Source organism: Enterococcus sp. AZ079, assembly GCF_050547255.1.
Lineage (GTDB): Bacteria > Bacillota > Bacilli > Lactobacillales > Enterococcaceae > Enterococcus_D > Enterococcus_D casseliflavus.
This window is the reverse complement of sequence record NZ_CP172955.1, coordinates 1,188,924-1,207,272: the sequence shown is the minus strand read 5'-3', so window position 1 is coordinate 1,207,272 and position 18,349 is coordinate 1,188,924. Positions and strand designations below refer to the sequence as shown.

At 41.7% G+C, this 18,349-nt stretch carries 16 protein-coding genes; 5 read left to right on the top strand and 11 right to left on the bottom strand.

Annotated elements, in window-relative coordinates:
* Positions 1 to 56 precede the first annotated feature (56 nt).
* Complete coding sequence (locus IGJ15_RS05890) at positions 57 to 698, top strand: copper homeostasis protein CutC (protein WP_015509972.1); 642 nt, start codon at positions 57 to 59, stop codon at positions 696 to 698.
* A 61-nt stretch (positions 699 to 759) separates the two neighbouring features.
* Here IGJ15_RS05890 and IGJ15_RS05885 read toward each other — a convergent pair whose 3' ends face one another.
* Both IGJ15_RS05885 and IGJ15_RS05880 read right to left on the bottom strand, forming a co-directional pair.
* Positions 760 to 2,541: an ABC transporter ATP-binding protein gene (locus IGJ15_RS05885; RefSeq protein ID WP_060792246.1), complete on the bottom strand. Its 1,782-nt coding sequence runs from the start codon at positions 2,539 to 2,541 to the stop codon at positions 760 to 762.
* Positions 2,528 to 4,279 (bottom strand): ABC transporter ATP-binding protein, encoded by a 1,752-nt coding sequence (locus IGJ15_RS05880; protein WP_010749432.1) that lies wholly within the window; start codon positions 4,277 to 4,279, stop codon positions 2,528 to 2,530. Before IGJ15_RS05880 ends, IGJ15_RS05885 begins: the two co-directional genes overlap by 14 nt.
* 144 nt (positions 4,280 to 4,423) lie before the next feature.
* Between IGJ15_RS05880 and IGJ15_RS05875 the strand changes: the two genes are divergently transcribed.
* On the top strand, positions 4,424 to 5,260 hold the full coding sequence (locus IGJ15_RS05875) for an AraC family transcriptional regulator (protein WP_010749431.1): 837 nt from the start codon (positions 4,424 to 4,426) through the stop codon (positions 5,258 to 5,260).
* A gap of 56 nt (positions 5,261 to 5,316) precedes the next feature.
* Here IGJ15_RS05875 and mgtE read toward each other — a convergent pair whose 3' ends face one another.
* From mgtE to IGJ15_RS05855, 4 genes are read right to left on the bottom strand one after another with little or no spacing between them, the layout of a single operon-like run.
* Positions 5,317 to 6,681, bottom strand: coding sequence for a magnesium transporter (gene mgtE / locus IGJ15_RS05870; RefSeq protein WP_010749430.1), 1,365 nt, complete (start codon positions 6,679 to 6,681; stop codon positions 5,317 to 5,319).
* A 17-nt stretch (positions 6,682 to 6,698) separates the two neighbouring features.
* Positions 6,699 to 7,598 (bottom strand): RluA family pseudouridine synthase, encoded by a 900-nt coding sequence (locus IGJ15_RS05865; protein ID WP_034858411.1) that lies wholly within the window; start codon positions 7,596 to 7,598, stop codon positions 6,699 to 6,701.
* A 4-nt stretch (positions 7,599 to 7,602) separates the two neighbouring features.
* Entirely contained in the window at positions 7,603 to 8,400 is a 798-nt protein-coding gene (locus IGJ15_RS05860) for an NAD kinase (RefSeq protein WP_026008090.1), read from the bottom strand.
* A 5-nt stretch (positions 8,401 to 8,405) separates the two neighbouring features.
* Entirely contained in the window at positions 8,406 to 9,074 is a 669-nt protein-coding gene (locus IGJ15_RS05855; RefSeq protein WP_005229708.1) for a GTP pyrophosphokinase, read from the bottom strand.
* Positions 9,075 to 9,270: 196 nt separating this feature from the next.
* On the opposite strand from IGJ15_RS05855, the gene IGJ15_RS05850 reads away from it, so the two are divergent.
* Complete coding sequence (locus tag IGJ15_RS05850) at positions 9,271 to 9,846, top strand: CYTH domain-containing protein (protein WP_016610835.1); 576 nt, start codon at positions 9,271 to 9,273, stop codon at positions 9,844 to 9,846.
* Between the two features lie 108 nt (positions 9,847 to 9,954).
* Positions 9,955 to 10,611: a ClpXP adapter SpxH family protein gene (locus IGJ15_RS05845; protein ID WP_005229705.1), complete on the top strand. Its 657-nt coding sequence runs from the start codon at positions 9,955 to 9,957 to the stop codon at positions 10,609 to 10,611.
* Positions 10,612 to 10,741: 130 nt separating this feature from the next.
* Here IGJ15_RS05845 and pepF read toward each other — a convergent pair whose 3' ends face one another.
* The 5 genes from pepF to IGJ15_RS05820 form a co-directional block, all read right to left on the bottom strand.
* Entirely contained in the window at positions 10,742 to 12,559 is a 1,818-nt protein-coding gene (gene pepF, locus IGJ15_RS05840; RefSeq protein WP_430599342.1) for an oligoendopeptidase F, read from the bottom strand.
* Positions 12,560 to 12,627: 68 nt separating this feature from the next.
* On the bottom strand, positions 12,628 to 13,617 hold the full coding sequence (locus IGJ15_RS05835) for a competence protein CoiA (protein WP_231434805.1): 990 nt from the start codon (positions 13,615 to 13,617) through the stop codon (positions 12,628 to 12,630).
* Positions 13,618 to 13,717: 100 nt separating this feature from the next.
* Positions 13,718 to 14,368: an adaptor protein MecA gene (locus IGJ15_RS05830; RefSeq protein ID WP_430599341.1), complete on the bottom strand. Its 651-nt coding sequence runs from the start codon at positions 14,366 to 14,368 to the stop codon at positions 13,718 to 13,720.
* A 152-nt stretch (positions 14,369 to 14,520) separates the two neighbouring features.
* Positions 14,521 to 14,919 (bottom strand): transcriptional regulator SpxA, encoded by a 399-nt coding sequence (gene spxA, locus IGJ15_RS05825; protein WP_003127030.1) that lies wholly within the window; start codon positions 14,917 to 14,919, stop codon positions 14,521 to 14,523.
* 709 nt (positions 14,920 to 15,628) lie between these two features.
* Positions 15,629 to 17,365: an ABC transporter ATP-binding protein gene (locus tag IGJ15_RS05820; RefSeq protein ID WP_142968251.1), complete on the bottom strand. Its 1,737-nt coding sequence runs from the start codon at positions 17,363 to 17,365 to the stop codon at positions 15,629 to 15,631.
* Positions 17,366 to 17,609: 244 nt separating this feature from the next.
* On the opposite strand from IGJ15_RS05820, the gene IGJ15_RS05815 reads away from it, so the two are divergent.
* Positions 17,610 to 18,344 carry an HAD family hydrolase gene (locus IGJ15_RS05815; protein WP_231434807.1) on the top strand — a complete coding sequence of 245 codons (735 nt, stop codon included), beginning with the start codon at positions 17,610 to 17,612 and terminating at the stop codon, positions 18,342 to 18,344.
* Positions 18,345 to 18,349: the final 5 nt, after the last annotated feature.

Here is an 18,349-nt window from a genome sequence, read left to right as displayed (position 1 = left end):
AATGCTAGTGGATAGAATAACAAATCAATTGAACACCCATCTAATGGAGGTAAATCATGTTAAAAGAATTTTGTGCAGAAAACTATACCAATATTCCCTTAGCGATCGCCCGAGGTGCAAAGCGCATCGAACTCTGTGATAATTTAGCAGTCGGCGGAACAACACCAAGTACCGGCGTGCAAGAAGAAGTTCTGCAATATGCTGGCGAAAAAGGAATACCCGTTATGACGATCATTCGACCTCGGGGTGGTGATTTTGTTTACAATGATACAGAACTGAAAATCATGCATACCGACTTGATCGAAGCAAAAAAATTAGGAACAGACGGCGTTGTTCTAGGTTGCTTAACACCTAGCGGCTGGTTGGACGAAGAAGCATTGGAGCTACTGTTAGAAACCGCAGAAGGCTTGCAGGTTACTTTTCACATGGCGTTCGACGCGATTCCTGCAGCGCGCCAATTCAAGGCGATCGATTGGTTAGCTGAGCATGGGGTACAGCGGATTTTGACCCATGGTGGTGCTGCAGGCACTCCAATCGAAGCAAATTTCGATCGTCTGAAAGAATTGATCGCCTATGCTGGTGAGCGTTTAACGATTTTACCTGGCGGTGGCATTTCCTTTGAAAATGCCCAAGAAGTTGCCGATACACTAGGTGTAAAAGAAGTTCATGGAACCAGAATCGTTGACCTTAACGATTGAGCTTGAAGGACACAAAGAAATCCCCACAAACGATGCGCTTCTATCGTTTGTAGGGATTCTTTTAGATGGCTTGCAATAAGTCGTATTGTGATTGATACAAATGGTGATACAAGCCTTTTTGTGCCATTAGCTGATCATGGTTACCCGATTCAGCGATCGTCCCCCCTGCCACGTAAAAGATTCGATCAGAATTTTTGATCGTGGATAATCGGTGAGCGATGATAAATGAGGTTCTGCCTTCTAACAGCTTCAACAATCCTTCTTGCAGCAATTCTTCTGTCTTCGTATCGATACTTGAGGTCGCTTCATCTAAGATCAAAATTTTTGGATCAGCCAACAACGCTCGGGCAAAGGAAATCAGTTGCCGTTGCCCTGCAGATAAAGTACTTCCTCGTTCTTCGACGACGGTTTGATAGCCGTCTTTCAACTCCGTGATAAAGTCGTGGGCACGGACGATCTTCGCTGCTTCGATGATCTCTTCTTCTGTCGCATCTAATTTTCCATAGCGAATATTCTCTATGATCGTTCCTGAGAAAATAAAGGTATCTTGCAGCATGACCCCCATTTGTGAGCGCAGCGATTCCAGCGTCACGTCACGAACGTCCATCCCATCCACTTTAACACTGCCTTCATTGACATCATAAAAGCGGCTCAGCAAGTTGATGATCGTGGTTTTCCCTGCACCAGTAGGACCAACCAAAGCAATACTTTCCCCAGGTTCAATGTGGAAGTTAACATCAGAAAGAATGTTTTTGCCTTCTTCGTATCGGAAGGTCACGTGTTCAAAATCAACGGTCCCTTTCATCGTCGGCAATACGTTTGCATCAGGTTTGTCTTCGATATCTGGGACTTCATCCATCGTTTCAAAAATCCGTTCAAGATAGGCTGTTGCTGTAATCAAAGAATTATAAAAATTCCCGATATTGATGACTGGATTCCAGAAATTATTGATATAACTGATAAAAGCGATCAGAGTACCTGTGCTGACATCGACACCGATCTGACGAATGCCGACAAAATAAATCAAACAAGTCGTAATGACTGAAATGTTTTGCACCCCTGGCCACATCAGAAACTGAATTTTGACAGCTTTCATCCATGAAGTCCGGTAATCATTGCTGACTTCTTGGAAGATCTCAGCATTTTCTTCTTCTCGCGCAAAGGATTGAGTAATCTTGATACCAGCAATACTTTCATGAATGTAAGCATTTAGATTGGATTGTTTATTACTCAACACCTGATAGGCTTTGCGCTGGTTATTCTTGATCACCATCACCATGATGAACAAAATTGGCAGCAACGCAAGGGAATACAAGGTCAATTTGAAGTCGATCGCAAACATAAAGATCAAGGTGATGATGACGTTGAAAACATCCGAGATCAAATTGATCAGGCCGTTGCTCAATAGGTCACTCAGTGTATTGATATAGTTTACGATGCGAATCAAGATCTTGCCGTGGGGCCTTGTATCAAAATAAGAAAAAGGCAGTCGCTGCAGATGTTCAAAAATATCAAAGCGCATATCCTTCAATACGTCTTGACCAATATTCGTGATATGGTAGATACGGTAACGCATGCAGACGCCGATAACGATCAAGGTCACTAGAAAGGCAGCTCCTAGAAGCAGCAATTGGTTGACATTTTTCTCAGGAATCGATGAATCGATCGCGATCTTTGTGAAAACGGGCGCCAACATTCCTGCTAAGTTTGCCAGAATGATCGTAAATAGGACTTTGGCAATACTTCTTTTATAAGGAACGACATATTGTGACAAGCGTTTGAAATCCTTCCAACTAAACTCCTGGTCTAATTCCTCATCCACATCAAATTTATTTCTCGCCATCGTCTTCACCTCCTGACAAGCCTAATTGTTTTTGATACACTTCGTAGTATTTGCCCCGCAGACTGACAAGTTCTTCATGGGTCCCTTGTTCAACGACTCGTCCTTTTTCCATCATCAGAATCTGATCGGCTTCTCGAACAGAGGAAATTCGATGCGCAATGATAAACGTCGTTTTCTCTCCTGTTAATTTTGTCAGCTCCTGTTGGATCTTCGATTCTGTCTCCATATCGACGGCAGACGTCGTATCATCCAAAATCAAGATCGATGGATCTTTGGCTAAGGCCCGTGCTAGGGAGATCCGTTGTTTTTGTCCGCCAGAAAGCCCCACACCTCGCTCGCCCACGATCGTTTCATAGCCTTGAGGCATCCGAGAAATAAAGGTATCTGCATCAGCGACTACCGCCATTTGCCGAATAAAGCCTTCATCAGCTAAAGGATTTCCAAAAGCAATGTTGTCGGAGATGGTATTGGAAAACAAGAAAACATCTTGCATCACCATTGAAATGTTTTCCCGCATTTGGCGCACGGGATACTCTTTGGCGTTTTTTCCATCAATCAATACTTCCCCTTCAGTGGGATCATAAAAGCGTCCAACCAAATTCACTAACGTCGTTTTCCCTGACCCAGTTTCCCCTAAGATCCCTAACGTTTGGCCAGGGCCAATTTTGAAGTTGATGTTTTCCAACACATTTTGATTCGGATCATCCGAAAAGTGGAAGGAAACATCTTTAAACTCTACAAATCCTTTGATTGGCTCTAATTTTTCTTGTTGATGAACAGGAATTTTCGATTCTTGCGCCAACATTTGCCGAATTTTGATACAGGCTGCAGAAAATCGCTGAACATCGTTGATCAACCAACCACTCATGCGCATAGGATTATTCAACATCCAAAGATAGCCATTAAACGCAACAAGATCCCCTAATGTCATCTCGCCGTTGATAACGAAGATCCCACCCAAAATCAAGGCAATGACTGACAAACTTCCTGCTAAGCCATCAAGCCATGGCAGATAGGTACGGGATACTTTGGCAGATGCCATATTGCGGGTCTTAAAATCTTCGTTGTAAGAGCGAAATTTTTCAATCTCAAAATTTTCACGAGCAAAAGCTTTCACCACTCGATTGCCGCCGATATTTTCTTCCACCATTGAATTCAAGCGCGAAAAGCTCTCACGAATGTCAAAAAACAACGGGTGTGCTTTCTTAGACATGCGATTGGTCAACAGAAATATGATCGGTGTGACAGCCACCAGCGCCAACATCAATTTCCAATCAATGAAGCTCATAACCACCACCGCTGAAAAGAACCACAAGATACATTCAGCGATATTGTAGGTCACCCAAGAAACAAAGTGGCGAATGGCATCGGTATCACCAGTCATCCGTGCCATAATATCTCCCACACGAGTGTGATTGAAAAAGTCGAAATCCAATTCTTGCAGCTTCTGATACAAATCTTCCCGTAAATCGTATAGCGTATTTTGCCCGACCCGTTCAAATAAAATTTGATAACTGTAGCGGACAATGGTACGAATGACGGTCGTTGCGATCATGATCAACAATAATGGAATCAATAAGTGCGTTTTTTGCTGATTGATGACATCATCGATCACCATTCCTCCCAAGTACGGATTAACAATGATCAGCGCTGCATTGATCACTAAAAACAGGACTGCCAATATGATTTTTCCCCGGTTCTTTTTGGCATAGCGCCAGATCCATTGTGTATTACTCATCTAATTCCCCCTCTCGTTGTTAAGCTTAGCGTTTTGAAAAGCGATTTGAATGGTTTTTCTTACTCATTTTGATGTAAAATATTAGTAAGAAGCACCATTCCCTTTTTTTACAGGAAATAAGCACCCAATTGGAGTGAATCAGCCATGAATTTAGTTAACCCTCGCACGTTTAATCCAGAAATCATCTATCTCTTTGACCCATGGACGCAATCAGAAAGTCATGGAGAAATGCACCATCATGACTTTTTAGAAATCAGCGTCTTATTAGAAGGAGAAAGTACCTATTATTTTGAAAAAGAACCAGCGAAAAAAATCCGTGCTGGCAGCGTCATGCTTTTCAATCCTGGCGTCGATCACTGCGAATTGCAGCCAAAGGGCACTCGCTCCCATCAGCTGCATATTGGTTTGAAAAATATTTCTTTGGAAGGGTTTAAACGGAATTTTTTCCCGAACAAACACCCCTTGTTGGAGCTAGGCAAATACCATCATCAAGTTTTGGAAAAAGCCTGGCAGTTGGTGAGAGAAAGCAGTGAAGAGCGGGATGAGTTTCAATTGATGCAAAAGGCTGTTTTGATGGAGATGCTCGTCTACATTTTACGTGGACTAAATGAAGACCATATCAATGTCGTGCCTTACCTTTCCAAAAGCCAACGACGACAACAACAGATCGTCAACTATACGGTCTATTACTTGGAAAATCATTACAAAGAAGAAATCACGTTAGAGAAGCTCGCACAGGATCAATTTCTCAGCCCGACGTACCTTTCAAAGATTTTTAAAGAGGCGACGGGTGTCAGTCCCATCAACTACTTGATTGAGATTCGCTTAAAGCGTGCCAAAGACATGTTAAAAAATGAAAACCTCACGATCAAAGAAGTCGCCTCTGCTGTGGGCTATCAGGATGCTTATCACTTTAGCAAGTCTTTTAAAAAACTTTATGGTGTCTCTCCTTCTGGGGTATTGCCAAAACCAAAAAATTAAAGAGCAAGCCGATGACCTTCCTTCGAATGAAGAATCATCGGCTTGCTCTTTTTTGTTCATTGAATAAAATAGTTCATAAAAAGACTGGCAATGTTGAAATAGATCAAAACACTGGTCAAATCGCTAAGGGTCGTGATAAACGGACCACTTGCCACTGCTGGATCAAACCCCAGCTTGTCCATCAGCATCGGGATCAAACTTCCCGCTAAGTTGGCTACTGTGATGGCACACATCATCGCCATCCCAATCACAAACCCTAGAATCGGATTTTGTTTCCAGACAGCTACGATAGCAAAAATCGTCAACCCCGTGATGGCACCTGTGAACAGTCCTGTCAGCACTTCACCAACTACCGTCTTCATAAAGCTGTTTTCTTTGTCGTCATTGATCGCCAGACGACGAACGGCTACGGCTAAGGATTGGGTACCAGCATTACCGGCGGTCCCAGTGATCAGTGAGATAAAGACAGCGAGAATACTTGCTTCGCTGACCAACTCTTCATAATGACTGATCAGACTGGCGGTGGCCATTCCGAGAAAGAGTAAGGTGATAAGCCAAGGCAAGCGTCTCGAAGACGCTTTGATCGGGTTCTCACTGACTTCTTCCACATTGACCCCTGCCAATCCAGAGTAGTCACTGGCTGCTTCATCATCGATAACGTCGATGATATCATCGACGGTCACGATCCCTAATAGGTGATCGTCATAATCAGTGACTGGCAATGCAAGAAAGTCATAATCTCGGAAGGTCTGAGCGACATCCTCTTGGTCATCTCCAACATGGACCGACATCACCCGCTCGTTCAAAATATCAGCGATCATGGTATCTTCATCATTGATGATCAAGTCTCTTAAAGAAATAACGCCCACAAGCTTATTATCAGTATCCACGACGTAAATATAGTAAATCGTCTCGGCAACATCTGCGGCATTTTTTAAGACATACATCGCTGAACGAACCGTTTGGTTGGCAACAATGGAAACAAACTCGGTAGTCATCAGCGATCCAGCAGTTTCATCTTCATAGTGCAGCAGCTCTTTGATTTCGCTAGCAGCTTCAGCGGTCATCAAACTCAAATATTTCGCTGTTTGTTTTTTATCCAGAGTATTCAGCAGGTCAACCGCATTATCGGTATACATTTGCGCCAACATATCAGCCGCATAGGCGGGGCGCATCTCTGAAAGATAGTCCACCATGTGTTCATCATCTTCTTCAATGACGTCAAACATGTCTGCTAATTCTTTCGGCGATAGATACGTATAGACGATTTGTCGATCGGCTGCTTCTAGAGATTGGTAGAATTGCCCCTGCTCGTAGATATGCAGATCCAAGAATGCCTCACGAAATCCCTGGATATCATTGTCTTTTAATGCTTGATTCAGTTGATCAAACCGTTCGGTTAATTCTTGATTTTCATCCAATCTCTTCACCTCATTTGTTATTGCCTATCCATGGCTGAGCAAACAGCGGCCATGTCTGCTGGTAAGGGCAGCTTAAAAGCCAACGGTTCATTCGTAAAGGGATGCTGAAATTGCAGCTGACAGCAGTGTAATGCTTGTCGTTTGATCCCAAGAGCCATTGTACCGCCATACATCTCGTCTCCTAATAAGGGACAACCGATCGCAGAAAAATGGACCCTTATTTGATGTGTCCTGCCTGTGTGTAACTGAATATCAACTAAAGCGCAATCTGAATTGCGTTGTTTTAGCCAATACTCCGTCCGTGCTTCTTTTCCTTCGTCACTGACCTTGCGTTTCAATAGTGAAGTCAGGTCCCTAGCAATCGGCAGCTCAATCTCACCATGGGCAGAAAGTGCGGGCAGTTCACCAGCAACGAGGGCTTGATATTTTTTTACGACCTGCTTCTTTCGCAACTGGCTATCCAGCTTCGCATGGGCAAACCCATGTTTTGCAAAAAGCATCAATCCTGATGTGTCACGGTCTAACCGCGTGACAACATGAATCACTTGATCTTCATAGTGCTGCGCTTGATAGTAGGCCTTAACGCGATTGGCCATCGTGCCAGTCGGATGATATTGCGCAGGAATTGATGAGATGCCAGCCGGTTTATTCACGACTAACAGATGGGCATCTTCATACACGATCTCAATCGGTGTCGGGTCAGCCAGCATCGTCTCATGTTCTCCTTCAGGAGGAATTACAATAGTTACCCTATCATTTTGCGCCAAAGAAAACAAGACGTTTTGCTCGTGATCGTTGACAAATATCTTTCCGCCTTGAAATTTGATTTTTGCTAACAGTCCTTTGGACACCCCTTGTTCCTTCAAAAAATATTTGACTTGCTGTCCTTGTCCAGTATAGTAATACGTAAATTCCATGGGTTTATTCTTCTCCAATAAAGGAATCTTTGACCCGATTCCAAAAATGCATATGCCGATAAGACGCAAAATGAATCCGTTCATCGGCAATACGGTAATAGATAGCATCGATTTCTTCTTGTTCGATGGTAAACTGATCGATCGTTACTAAATAGTCGGTGCTTTGCTGCAGTTGTACTTTGACCCATTCATGGTGACCCACGACGATCGGCGAACCAAGGGTCCGAAAGACACGATTGTTCAACGAAGCAATCTCTGCCAATTGAAAGGCATTGATACTTGGGTGTAAGACTGCCCCACCAACACTCTTGTTATAAGCAGTGGAGCCGGTGGGCGTTGAAATCGATAAGCCATCGCCGCGAAATTTTTCAAAGAGGTCTTCTTTAATAGAAATATCGGCAACCATCGTGCGATTGCCGCGCTTGATCGTTGATTCATTCAATGCAAGGAAATGCTTGTCTGATTTTCCATTCGCATACGTGATACGAACATCTAATAACGGATAGCTGACGCTTTTTTGATGGTCATTGCATAATGACTCGACTAGTTCTTCCAATTCATAATCTCGCCAGTCCGTGTAAAAGCCGAGATGACCCGTATGGACGCCTAAAAACTGCACTTGGTCCAACTTATGATTGTACAAGTGAAAAGCAGAAAGGAGCGTGCCATCTCCCCCAACAGAAATCACTAATTCAGGATTGTCTTGATCGATCTTATTTTCAGATTGTTCTAAAAGCGTAGTTAAACGCTTTGTCACTTCTACCGACTTGCTTTCTTGATTATGGACGATTGCCACGCGGATACCTTTCATTCCGTTTCCCCCTTTGGCAACGGGTTCTGATCATGTCCGCCTCGCTTGCCTTTCCCATGTGAAAATAACCGTTGTGCCTCTTGGATCTCTTCACGGATATTGGACATTTCTTCATCTAGCTGATAGGCGGCTTCTGCCGACCGACGCAGCCGTTCACTGATTTCAGCGGGAAATTCCCCTTGGTATTTGTAGTTTAGTGAATGTTCGATCGTTGCCCAAAAATTCATCGCTAGTGTCCGAATTTGAATCTCAGCTAAAATAATTTTTTCCCCGTCGATCAGTTGAACGGGATATTCGATCACTAGATGATACGAACGGTAGCCACTGGCTTTTTTATTGGTGATATAGTCCCGTTCAATGATCACTTTCATGTCTTTGCGTGTTCGTAAGAGTTCAACGACTTGGTGAATGTCTTCCACAAATTGACACATGATTCGTAATCCAGCGATATCAGACATCTCTTCTTCAAGCCGATCCAAAGCAATCCCACGTAATTTACTTTTCGTTAAAATGCTATCCACTGGCTTGACCCGCCCAGTGACAAATTCAATGGGAACATGCTTGTTTTGTTCCCTATATTGTTTTCGTATGCCTCTTAATTTTACTTTTAATTCTGAAACCGCCTGTTCATAAGGCGCTAAGAATTCTTCCCAATCTCGAATCATTCTTCTCCCTCGATTCTGTTCATAACATACCTCTTATTCTACCATACTCTTGGAATAAAACTGAATGAACAGAAGAGCAGAAACAAAAGATTTTTTGTCTCTCCCCCAACGTCTCAGCTTTTCTTTGTTTGGTTTCTTTGACGGAATAGCTGAAACAGCGTACACTATGGTTGCAACAGAAAGAGAGTGAGAAACGATGGGCGAACAAATAGAGATCGAATATAAAACGATGTTGACGGAAAAAGAATACCACCAGTTGCTTGCTTATTACAATTTGTCAGAAGAAGCATTTAAGATACAAACCAACTACTATTTTGATACGGCAGATCATAAGCTGCGGGAAAAGCAATTCGGCTTGCGTATTCGCACGACTGCTACCAATGCGGAATTAACGCTAAAAACCCCCATTGAGCACGGGTTATTAGAGACGACTGATCCTTTAACGAAAACGTCCGCAGCTTCATTGATTGCTTCAGAAAAAATTCTACCTACGGGTATCGTTGCTCAGCGCCTAAGAGCGGCAGGTATCGAGCCTGACACGTTACGTATGATCGCAGCATTAAAAACGAAACGGGCGGAATTTCCGATTGAAGAAGGATTGCTCGCGTTAGATGAAAGCTGGTATGGTCAACAGCATGATTATGAGTTGGAGTTAGAAGTCAACGAACCGATTAAAGGGAAAGATGCCTTTCACTCCTTGTTACGTCTCTTTGGCGTTCCTTACCGACCAGCGAAAAACAAGATCATCCGAGCCGTTGAAGAAAAATCATAGTAAGCTGTCCTTTTGCTTACTTTTTTCGCGTTTTTTTGCTATATTTAATAAAACATACTTATTTTGTTTTTCAAGGTACAAAAGAATCTTAATTGGGGAGAGATTCAAATGATCGAACTGTTTTTATTTATTAATCCGATTGGGCCTATTTGTTATGATATCGAAAAAGAGATTCTCAATAAATTAAACACCAGCCGCAAAAAAATCCATTTGCAGATCCTACCTTTCGTTAACTTGTTTTCCGTAGGTGTCTCAATGGACTATTTGTCCATGAATAAGACGGATTTGGTCTTGCGAAATGAACAGACCAACCAAATCTATGCTGCATCACTGGACTATAAGGCAGCTCAGTTGCAAGGAAAAAAAATTGCGCGGGATTTCTTGTTGAAACTGCAACAACGGATAGGGATCGAAAGACAAGAATATAGCGATGCCTTAGTGAAAGAATTATTTTCTGAAACGAATGGTGATTTAGAGATGTTCCTAGAAGATCGATCCTCTGAGCTAGTGAAAAAGAACTTTGCCACCGATCAGCGTGTAGCCAAAGATATGGGCATCACGATCACACCCTCTGCTGTGGTGTATGATTTTTCAAGTGAAGAAGAATATGGGGTCCTTTTAGAAGGATCAGAGGAACTGAGAAGTCTTCCGCTCGTCTGTGGTACAGCAACAGAACTCGATACATTTTTACAAAAAGCTCAGTCTTTGAAAGCACCAAAACTTTCCACTATTCATGAAATTGATCGCGGGTTGATTCTTTTATGAAACCCTATTCAATAGCGACGCTGCGCAGCGAGCCAAACGATGATCTTGTATTTGGCTCGCTGCGGAGCGTTTTTTATTGTGGACAAACAAAAAAACAAACCAATCCTTCACGGATTGGTTCGCTTTTCAATTATGCTTCAATTTCTTTGACGAGTTCTTCCAATTCATTCAAGCGTTGCTCAAATACTTTCATCGCGTCTTCAATATAATCTGCTTTTGTCATATCGACGCCCGCTTTTTTCATGACTTCGATTGGATAATCACTGCGTCCAGCTTTCAAATAGTTCAAATAGTTGGTTAAGGCATCTGGTTCACCTGCTAAGATTTTCTTCGCTAAAGCAGAAGCTGCCGAAAATCCGGTTGAATACTGGTAAACATAGTAATTGTAATAGAAATGCGGAATGCGTGACCACTCAAGACGAATCTCAGGATCTTTTTCAACAGAAGGTCCGTAGTATTTTGCATTTAACTCGGCATAGTTCTCGCTTAAGAACTCACTGGTCAACGGTGTTCCTTTCGCATCTTCCACGTGCATGAAGTGTTCAAACTCGGCAAATTGCGTTTGACGGAAAATCGTTCCTTTGAAGCCATCGAGAAAATGATTCAAGACATAAGCTTTGACCCGTGGATCTGTTTCAGTCTGCAGCATATACTCTGTCAAAATATTTTCATTGGTGGTTGAAGCGATTTCCGCTAAAAAGATCGAATAATCGCCATAGGCATAAGGCTGGTTATTACGTGTAAAGTAACTATGCACACTGTGTCCCATTTCATGAACAAGAGTAAAGAGTTGATCCAATCGATCATTCCAGTTCATCAGGATATATGGCAGCGTGTCATAGGCACCAGAAGAATACGCGCCACTACGTTTGCCTTTGTTTTCAACGACATCGATCCACCGATTGCTGAAGGCTTCTTCAACCACCGCAAGGTATTCTTCACCTAATGGTTTTAACGCTTCTTTCGCTTTTTCGACCGCTTCTTCATAGGTATATCGAATGGGTGCTTCCCCTAAAATCGGCGTATAAACATCATACATATGCAACGTATCGACAGCCAACAGGCGTTTTCTTAATGCCATATAACGATGCAACAATGGCAGGTGCTGATTGACGACATCCACTAATGTATCGTAGACACTTTCAGGAATGTGGTTGGCACTCAAAGCGGCTTGCCGTGCCGAATCAAATTTGCGGGCTTTTGCTTTAAAGTTATGGGCTTTGATATTGGTGCTTAATGTTTGGGCAAAGGTATTGCGGAATTGCTCATAGACACCATAAAGACCTTTAAAGGCTGCTTCACGGACAGACCGATCCGTGCTTTCCATCAACTCACCGTATACACCATGAGATAACTGCACTTTTTCCCCGTTTTCGTCTTCAACTACTGGAAAATCCAAATCAGCATTGTTTAAAACAGAAAAAATGTTGCCAGGTGCCCCAAAAATTTCGCCAGCACCAGCTAATAACTCTTCTTGCTCCGCTGGCAAGACATGTGGACGTTCGTTGATGGTTTTTTCGATCATATGACGATAAACAGCTAGTTTCGGCTCTTGATCGAAATAGCCCCAAATCGTTTCATCAGACATTGTCAATAGCTCAGGATCAAACCAAGCAACGGCTTCACTTACTTGCGCAACTAAGTTACTTGCTTTTGCATACAAGCCTTGATACGTCGTATTGGCAGTATCTTGATCGTTTTTCAAATGACTGTATACATAGAGTTTCTCTAAACGACGAGAAAGCGCTAAAACAAATTCTAATGCGGATAAGAAGGCTTGCGGCCCATCGGCTAAAGTGCCTTGGTAACGACTTGCTTCTTTGACTTGTGCTTGGATCTCTTGAAATTCTATGTCAAAAGCCGCATCATCGGCATAGATTTTCGTTAAGTCCCACGTTTTTTCGACTGGAATCGATTCACGTGCTGGTAATTGTTTTGTTTCTGACATTCCCTTCACTCCTTGTTCATTGGTTAAAAATATCTTATCATACTTTTCAGTGAAACCAAATCATTGGCTTAAAAAGAAACCGAATTTTCTAAATATTGGCATTCTTGAAAGAGTCCACGCAAAATTTCCCGTTGATCCAGTAACGGGAATTGCCATTGCCAATCCAGCTGCCGCAGCCGTGCCACCCATTGATCAAAACGAAGTGGACAGTCACTTAAATAAAGAAAGCGAAAAACCAATATTCGATGCTCAAATAAAATGCCAAAGCTGCTTGCACAATAGCACCACATAGGCAGCTGGGAGACATTGCCTTTTAACGGATACAATATTTCTTGGATCATACGGATTTTTGGCAGGTTCTTTCGCAGTTTTTGTATCAACCACACCTGATAGTCTGCAGCAAGCCACTCAGGAGGACGGTGATGGTTTGATCTTTGTCCTTTGCACAAAGGGCGAAGTGTTTCTTTATGGTAAGGCGCCCCTTTTCGAGCATCGCTTTGTTGACTGCTGACTCCTTCTTGATAGTGCCAGTTGATTTGTTCTAACTTCATTAAGGATTGATTTTGCGTATCAATCAGCCACAAACAAAAACCAGTTGCCTGATAACTACAGCAGGCTTTTGCCAAAAGTGACCATTGGCGTTTCGGATGCAATTTCTCCCCTAAGATCCACCATGGTCGATAGCCGTTTGCTAAATACGTGCTGGTTCTTTCAAGAAATCGTGAAAACTTGAGGGAAGAACACTGTACTTCAATGGCGATATTCTTATAACAAAGGTCAGGACGCTGTTGGAGTTTAGGCAAAAAAGCTTCGATCTCAATCCCTGTATCTTGAAACCATTCAAACAATAGTTGTTTGGCTTCCAAGTGTTCCTTCGTCTCCCCTTCGCTGTAAGTCTGACAATCAGCAGTTGCTTGATGGGCAAAGTGGGGCTGTCGTTTGGTTCCTTGCCGCAAAGTCACTTCTTGGTGACACCCTGGGCAATAAAAAGGACCTGATGCTTTCTTTCTCCCTTTCGCTGCAATGACTTCTTTTCCTTGGTTCAATGCTTTCAGCATCTAACTCACCTCAATAAAAGATACGCCATTTTCATCAAACACAATTGAAAAAGCCAAGAACATTAGCAACATGTTCTTGGCTGGAAATGAATTTCATTCATTAATCATTTTTGAAGTAGAAACGAGTCAATTCAAGTGCATCGTTTTCCATGATCAACTGACCATATTCAGATAAAACCTCTGGCGTCACTGATGTCCGTTGGGCAAATTCCATCAAATAAGAAAGTGCGTTCTCCACTTCAATATCAGTAACCTCTACATCCATGAATCGAATTTCAATATAATAATGGTTACCCATTTGGTAAAGATTGGTTGCAACGGAATCCAAATATACTTCGGATGCCAATTGAATCATATCTTCGAATCGCAACAACTCGAATACAAAACGATTGCCGATGTCTTCTGCTTGCTCCGACTCTTGTAATTGAGCCGCCACATGCTTTTTCAACATGTCGGTAATGTCTTCATTCGCTTCATCATTCATCTCATCAAAATTTTTCATTCCTTCTGGTGGAAGATTTTTGCTAATAAACAATTCTAACCCATCGCCTTTAGGCAAGACTTGGAAAGTTACAGCTTCACTGCCCTTAAATTCTTCGTCAATATCAACTTCTTCAAGAATACTGTAAAAGAAGTTTTCAATTTCATTGTGATTTCCTAGAAGGTCAAGAAAAGTGATGCCTCTCGCAGCTAAGTCTTCACTTTTGATCAATACACGAATGGTGTTCTCATTGATATGTTCCATTTCCATATTAGCTACACCTCACTTTTGCTACTCACTATAGGTTCATTGTATCGAAACCTGATAAAAAGTAAAGAGAAAACGAATATCCTCTTAAGAAAAACATAAAAACTCAAAAAAAGACTCACTTTCAAAGAGAAAGCGAGTCGATGAAGTCAAATTTATAATCCTGCCATTAATTGCGCTTGTCTTAATTCCAGTTGGCGAACATCCCTAGGTAAGAACCGACGAATTTCATCTTCGTTGAACCCAACTTGCAATCGTTTTTCATCAATCATGATCGGACGACGCAATAATCCTGGGTTTTCTTGAACAAGTGTCAATAAATCTTTTAGGGGCAGGTCATCTAGATCCATATTCAACTTTTGGAATACTTTGGATCTGGTGGAAATAATTTCTTCTGTGCCATCTTCTGTCATTTGTAGAATTGCCTTAAGCTCAGAAATATTTAACGGTTCTGAAAAAATATTTCTTTCAACAAAAGGGATTTCGTGCTCTTGTAACCACGCACGAGCTTTGCGACAAGATGTGCAACTTGGGGAAGTGTATAGTGTCAACAACGTGCATCTCTCCTTTTTAATTTTCAATCAAGCAAGTCCTGTTCCCTCGCTTGATTTCAATTATACAGGTTTAACTAAAAAAAATCTAGTCTAAATCTCATATTTTTTAATAAAACTCGAAAGTTATATTAAAAGCGAAACCTTTAAGGCAAAAGGTTTCCTTCAAAAAGTTTATTTTTAAATGAGAAAACTCAAATTTTTTTTTAATATTACTCCTTTTATACAACAGTGTGTCAAAGGTGTATCAAAAAGATGTCAGAATATTAAAATATTCTTTTAACAGAAGGCAACGTTTTTTTATTTCCCTTCGACAATTACAGATGTAATCAAAAAATGAGAGAAAAACCAAGGCCATCGCTCAATCGTTTTCAAAAGAACTTTTTCACTATCCTTCCTTTGCCGAGAAACGATCGCGCTACAAGGAAAATGGATGTTATTTTTTTGTACGAGTAATCGCAACCACTCTCTTTCTTCTTGGTTTTATTGTATCACATTCCTTTTTAATCAGAAAACCATAGAAGCATTTCTGTCATAATCTGCTATAAAACAGCAGCAGAAATGAACATCTGCTTATAAATGAAAAGGGTTTCTCACAAAAAACTCAGTAAAAAACGATCAATCCAAGAAGCCAGCCAATTTGTTGCTTGGTCACTGACAAAGCATAATAGACTGTACTATTCTTGAACTGATCGTTTACTATGTCTTTCTTCTAAGCAAGTGCTGGGTCTCGGTCACGAGCGAATTGAGCATCATGCAATGCACGATAATGCCCTTTTCTCGCCATCAACTCTTCATGGGTTCCTTCTTCTAAGATCCCCTTCTCACTAACGACAATGATTCGTGTCGCATGTTTGATCGTTGCGAGGCGATGGGCAATGATCAAGGTTGTACGCCCATCTGCCAAAGAATTCAATGATTCTTGGATCACTTGTTCCGTTTCGGTATCTAACGCTGAAGTTGCTTCATCTAGAATCAAAATCGGCGGGTTTTTCAAGAACATCCGAGCAATCGCTACTCGCTGCTTTTGGCCACCGGATAATTTGACGCCTCGTTCACCGATGACCGTATCCAAGCCATCCGTCATTTGATCAATGACTTTTTCTAAGTGTGCCAATTTGACAGCCTTTAAAATCTCCTCTTCTGTTGCATCAAGTTTGCCATAAGCAATATTTTCTCGAATCGTTCCTGGGAAAAGAAAAACATCTTGTTGCACCGTACCAATCTGCTGACGTAAAGATGCCAAGGTCATCTCCTGAATATTGATGCCATCGATCGTAATGGCGCCTTCCGTGACTTCATAAAATCGCGGCAACAAGTTGCATAACGTTGTTTTCCCCGAACCACTTTGTCCAACGAAGGCGATCGTCTCACCCGCTTTGATCGACAAGTCGATGTGATTCAAGACTTTCGTCGCATCCGCATAGGAAAAAGAAACATCATGGTAGACGATGTCTCCCTTTAAGGAAGTTACTGCCCGTGCGCCTGGCTTGTCTTTGATCGTCGGTTCTTTATCCAACTCTTCGGTCAAGCGTTTGAAGCCAGCGATTCCTTTCGGATAGCTTTCGATCATCGTATTAACCTTCTCGATTGGTCTAACAAAGACATTTGACAATAAAATAAACCCTACGAACTGACCGTTCGTCAGTTCGCCACGAATCACGTAGTAGGCACCAAAGATCAGAGCAAACAAGTTGATCAACCGAATCAAGAAATAATTGTACGCTGAACTGATTGCCATTACCTTATAAAAAAGGATTTTAGACTGCCGATAAATCTCACTTAACCCGTCAAAACGTTTATGTTCAAACGTTTCATTGGCAAATGATTGTGTCACTCGAATGCCACTGACAGATGCTTCCACTCCGGCGTTGAACTCACCGAGATTATCATAGATCTGTGTGTTGACTTTGGTCATTTTCTTATTGAAAAAAACCAAGGCGATCGTAATCAAGGGAATCAACGCAAATGTTGCCACAGCTAATTGAACATGCATATTTAACATCAATAGGAATGAACCGACCAAAGTCATAATGGTAATAAAAACATCCTCTGGACCATGGTGAGCGACTTCAGAAATCTCAAAGAGATCCGTAGTCAATCGACTGATCAGCTTGCCAGTCTTTTGATTATCATAATATTCAAAAGATTGCGTTTGCAGATGTCGAAATAACTCTTGACGCATATCAGTTTCAATATTGACCCCAAGTTTATGACCATAAAAAACCACGATATATTGCAACACAGTATTGATCACATAAAACAAGAACAAGCCTAAGCATGCCAACAGTATTAGGCGAAAGTTGTTCTGAGGCATGATCTTATCGATTACTTGGTTGACGGCAACTGGAAAGGCTAGTTCCAATAAACCAGCAAATACCGCACAAGTAAAGTCGAGTATAAATAGTGACCGATACGGTCGATAATAACGAAAAAACCTTTTTAACACATTTCCCCCTCCTCAATAGCTTTCATTATAAGCAACTCTCAGTAGAAATGCAAAATGAGAAACATGTGAAAATGGGTAAAATTCACTATAATTTTGAAAACCTATGAAGACGCGGATTTCTAAAAACAGTAAATAAAACCTTTATTTTGCAGGGATTTTCCTCTTTTTTTTACAGAAATAATGGCTTATGATTGATTCGAAAACAAACTGAAAATTTTCACTAACTCTGAAAGGCGTGTCTTTTTTGATCACTAGTATTCTTTTTGATGTCGATGATACCTTATATGACCAGCAACAACCATTTCGTAATGCCGTAACCTCATGTTTCCCACAAATAGCCCACAAAGATTTAACTGCTCTTTACTTACGGTTTCGGGTGCACAGTGATGAGCAGTTTGGACGGGTATTGGCAAATGAATGGACGCTAGATCATTTTCGTTATTTTCGACTGACCCATTCATTAACGGATTTAGGGTACTTACCTATTACAATGGAAGAAAGCTGTAAATTTCAGCTGTGTTATGAACATGAACTAGATGCCATCACGCTGCATCCTGAAGTTGAGTCAACTTTGAACTATTTGTCCACATTGCCAGTCAAACTAGGAATTATTACCAATGGTCCCACTGACCACCAGCAAAAAAAATTGGATCAGTTGCAACTGACTCGATGGATCAAACCAGAGCATATGATCATTTCACAAGCAACTGGTTATCAAAAGCCCCAACTTGAAATTTTCCAATTGGCAGAAACCGACTTTGCTCTTGATCCAGAAACGACACTGTACGTTGGTGATAATTTTGATAATGACGTAGTGGGCTGTAAGAAAGCCGGTTGGCAAGCCTTGTGGTTCAATCATCGTCTCCGTCAGGCCCCTAATGGATTGGAAGAATTGCCAGATGTGTCGATCACCGCTTTTTCACAGCTGCAAGACAGTATTGACACACTGATGCAAGTACCTGCTTACATGTATAACTAAAAAAA